This window comes from Ameyamaea chiangmaiensis, assembly GCF_013376175.1.
GTDB classification, from domain to species: domain Bacteria; phylum Pseudomonadota; class Alphaproteobacteria; order Acetobacterales; family Acetobacteraceae; genus Ameyamaea; species Ameyamaea chiangmaiensis.
Genome location: NZ_JABXXR010000215.1, coordinates 1 through 3,474, shown reverse-complemented (window position 1 = coordinate 3,474; position 3,474 = coordinate 1). Strand labels below are relative to the sequence as shown.

General features: G+C 66.3%; 3 protein-coding genes. 2 read left to right on the top strand and 1 reads right to left on the bottom strand.

Annotation, left to right across the window (positions count from 1 at the left end; translation table 11 throughout):
• Nucleotides 1–124: 124 nt before the first annotated feature.
• A complete protein-coding gene (locus tag HUK82_RS15330) occupies nucleotides 125–463 on the bottom strand; it encodes a DMT family transporter (protein WP_176614772.1) in 339 nt (112 codons plus the stop codon).
• Nucleotides 464–746: 283 nt separating this feature from the next.
• Between HUK82_RS15330 and ftsH the strand changes: the two genes are divergently transcribed.
• Both ftsH and HUK82_RS15320 read left to right on the top strand, forming a co-directional pair.
• Nucleotides 747–2,681 (top strand): ATP-dependent zinc metalloprotease FtsH, encoded by a 1,935-nt coding sequence (gene ftsH, locus HUK82_RS15325; protein WP_176614771.1) that lies wholly within the window; start codon nucleotides 747–749, stop codon nucleotides 2,679–2,681.
• 65 nt (nucleotides 2,682–2,746) lie between these two features.
• Entirely contained in the window at nucleotides 2,747–3,334 is a 588-nt protein-coding gene (locus HUK82_RS15320; RefSeq protein ID WP_176614769.1) for a hypothetical protein, read from the top strand.
• Nucleotides 3,335–3,474: the final 140 nt, after the last annotated feature.

Below are 3,474 nucleotides of genomic sequence, written 5' to 3'. Positions count from 1 at the left end.
TGATCGGCAGCATGGCGCGCGGCCTGTCGCTGCCGCCCGGCGTGCGGCTGGACCTGACCCCGCCGTCGACGGTGGCGGACTCAGCGCTCTGGCTTCCCGCTGAGGCGATGGCGAACAGTGCCGATCAGGGGTCCTGATGCGGACCGGAGGCTGAAAAGGCGTTCATCACAATCACGCCCGCGACGATCAGACCCATGCCGACCAGTGCCGCCGGGTCGAGGCGCTGCCCTTGGAACAGCCGGGCCGCCAGCGCGATCAGGACGATCCCGACCCCCGACCATGTCGCGTAGACGATGCCCGTCGGAAGCGACTTCAGCGACAGCGACATGCAATAGAACGTGACGGCGTACGACACGACGACGACAAGGCTGGGGACGAGTTTCGAGAACCCGTCGGACTGTTTCAGGAACGTCGTGCCGCACACCTCCGAGAGGATCGCCACCACCAGATAGAGATACCGCATCGCCCACCCATGACAGGACACCCGGGCCCGATACCTGCAGGCTCCACGCCGCCGGGGCAAGCGGGACAGGGGCCCCGAAGGCCCGTCGGAGCGGAAAAAACAGGCGCACCAGGGGGCCGCGAAGGGCCGGACTGACGAAAAAGCATGCGAATCCGCGCTCACGGGGCTGGGAATGGCTCCCACATGCCCTATGTTGTAGGTCTATGAGTTGTCTGGAGCCGTTCCACGCGGATGCGGCACCGTGGGACCGGCAGCGAGGCCGGAGTGTGATGCAATGGGCAAGATGAACAATTTCGGCCGCAACCTGGCCCTCTGGGTCATAATCATCGTGTTGCTGCTGTTGCTCTTCAACGTGTTCCAGCCCGGAACCAGCCAGCATGCCTCCCAGCAGCTCGCCTATTCCGATTTCGTCGCCGACGTGAATAACGGGCATGTGCGCTCGGTCGTCATCCAGGACCGCAACGTCTCCGGCACGCTCACCGACGGCACATCGTTCGAGACCTACACCCCCACCGATCCGACGCTGGTGCCGCGCCTGACGGAAAAAGGTGTGGAGGTCGTCGCCAAGCCGCAAGACAGCGATACCAACCCGATCCTGCGTTATCTGGTGAACTACGCGCCTATCCTGCTGATGTTCGGCGCCTGGATCTTCATCATGCGCCAGATGCAGTCGGGCAGCGGCCGCGCCATGGGCTTTGGCAAGTCGCGGGCGCGGATGCTGACCGAAAAACAGGGTCGCGTGACATTCGACGATGTCGCGGGCATCGACGAAGCCAAAGGCGAGCTTCAGGAGATCGTCGAGTTCCTGAAGGACCCGCAGAAATTCACCCGGCTGGGCGGCAAGATCCCCAAGGGCGTGCTGCTGGTCGGACCGCCCGGAACCGGCAAGACGTTGCTGGCGCGCGCCATCGCGGGCGAGGCGAACGTGCCGTTCTTCACCATCTCGGGCTCCGACTTCGTCGAAATGTTCGTCGGTGTCGGCGCATCGCGCGTGCGCGACATGTTCGAACAGGGTAAGAAAGCCGCGCCCTGCATCATTTTCATCGACGAGATCGACGCCGTTGGCCGCCATCGTGGCGCGGGTCTGGGCGGCGGCAATGACGAGCGCGAACAGACGCTGAACCAGATGCTGGTCGAGATGGACGGCTTCGAGAGCAATGAGGGCGTGATCCTGATCGCGGCGACCAACCGCCCCGACGTGCTCGACCCCGCACTTCTGCGCCCCGGCCGTTTCGACCGTCAGGTGGTCGTGCCGAACCCCGACGTGCTGGGCCGCGAGAAGATCCTGCGCGTGCATATGCGCAAGGTGCCTCTGGCCGCCGACGTCGATCCGAAGGTGATCGCACGCGGCACGCCCGGCTTCTCTGGTGCCGACCTGTCGAATCTGGTGAACGAGGCGGCGCTGCTGGCCGCCCGCCTGTCCAAGCGCACCGTGGCGATGGCCGAGTTCGAGAACGCCAAGGACAAGGTCCTGATGGGGACCGAGCGACGCTCGCTGGTCATGAGCGACGATGAAAAGCGCATGACCGCGTTCCACGAAGGCGGCCACGCCCTGTGCGCGATCCTGACCCCTGGCTGCGACCCGGTCCACAAGGCCACCATCATTCCGCGCGGCCGCGCGCTGGGCTTGGTCATGAGCCTGCCCGAAGGCGATCGCTACTCCAAGAGCAAGGCTAAGTGCCTGGCCGAACTGGTGCTGGCGATGGGTGGCCGCGCGGCCGAGGAGATCATTTTCGGCAAGGACAATGTCTGCACGGGTGCCTCGGGCGACATCAAGATGGCGACCGATCAGGCGCGCCGGATGATCACCGAGTGGGGCATGAGCGACAAGCTCGGCATGATCGCCTATGGCGACAACGGGCAGGAGGTGTTCCTCGGCCACTCCGTGACGCAGAACAAGAACGTCTCCGAACAAACGGCGCGCGAGATCGACTCCGAGATCAAGGCCCTGATCGACGAGGCCTATCGCAAGGCGCACACGCTGCTGATCGAGCACATCGATGAGTTGCATCGCCTCGCCAACGCCCTGCTGGAGCATGAGACGCTTTCGGGTGAGGAAATCCGCATGGTCATGCGCGGCGAGCCGATCGAACGGGTCGTGGTCGACGAACCCGCGCAGGACGGGCGCCGGGCGTCGGTCCCGCAGACGGCACGCCGTCCCGGGCCGGATTCCCTACCCCCCGGCGGCGGCCTCGATCCGGCTCCGATGCCCGGCTGATCTGCTCATCACGAGAGGCCTTTCGGCCTCTCGTTTTGTTTCTATGCCTTTTTGATCGGTCCTGCATGGCGTCGTCACCCTCGTGGTCCAACGTGATCCCGCCCACTTTGCGGCGCGGCGCGGTTCCAGCCTTTCTTGTCATGGTGTTGGGGCTCCCTCCGGCGCTGGCGGCCGAGCCCGGAACCGCGCCGGTTCCGGCGGTCGTGCGCGCCCTTGCCGGATGCTGGCATGGCACAGGCACCGTGATGGGCAAGCCTGTGGACATTGGCCTGAGCGCACACCCGATGGTGCTGGACGCCCTGTTCGCCCTCGACGCCGACAGCACCGCCACGGGCGATGCGAGGGACCGTTATGCCGCGCATCTTCTGGTGGGCGGCCGGGACACCACCACGCGGACGGCGCCCCAGGCCCTGACCGGCGTCTGGGCCGACAGTTTCGGGGGAGGCTACATTACGCTGGGCACCGGGCAGACCGTGCCGGGCGGCTTCGACCTCACCTACCGCAACGGCGGCGTCGTGTTCGCCAACCACTGGCGGCTCGACGCCGACCGTCTGCACTGGGACATCCAGAGCCGAGACGGAACGGCACCGCCGGCGGCCTTCGCCCGGTACACCATGACCCGCGCCCCGTGCGCGCACACGACCGCCCGATGACCGCGCTGCCGCGACTGATCGAACCGGTCGGCCTGTTGCATGGCGAGGCCGCGCACGAGGCTGTGGGCGCCGGGGTTGCCCTACCGCTGATGGGCGGTCCCGTGGCATTCCTGCGCGCGACCCTGATCGACGGCGACACG

What these genes read in the sequence shown, in the direction of transcription:
- HUK82_RS15330 (WP_176614772.1), bottom strand. Translation starts at nt 463, where the DNA reads ATGCGGTATCTCTATCTGGTGGTGGCGATCCTCTCGGAGGTGTGCGGC.
- ftsH (WP_176614771.1), top strand. Translation starts at nt 747, where the DNA reads ATGAACAATTTCGGCCGCAACCTGGCCCTCTGGGTCATAATCATCGTG.
- HUK82_RS15320 (WP_176614769.1), top strand. Translation starts at nt 2,747, where the DNA reads ATGGCGTCGTCACCCTCGTGGTCCAACGTGATCCCGCCCACTTTGCGG.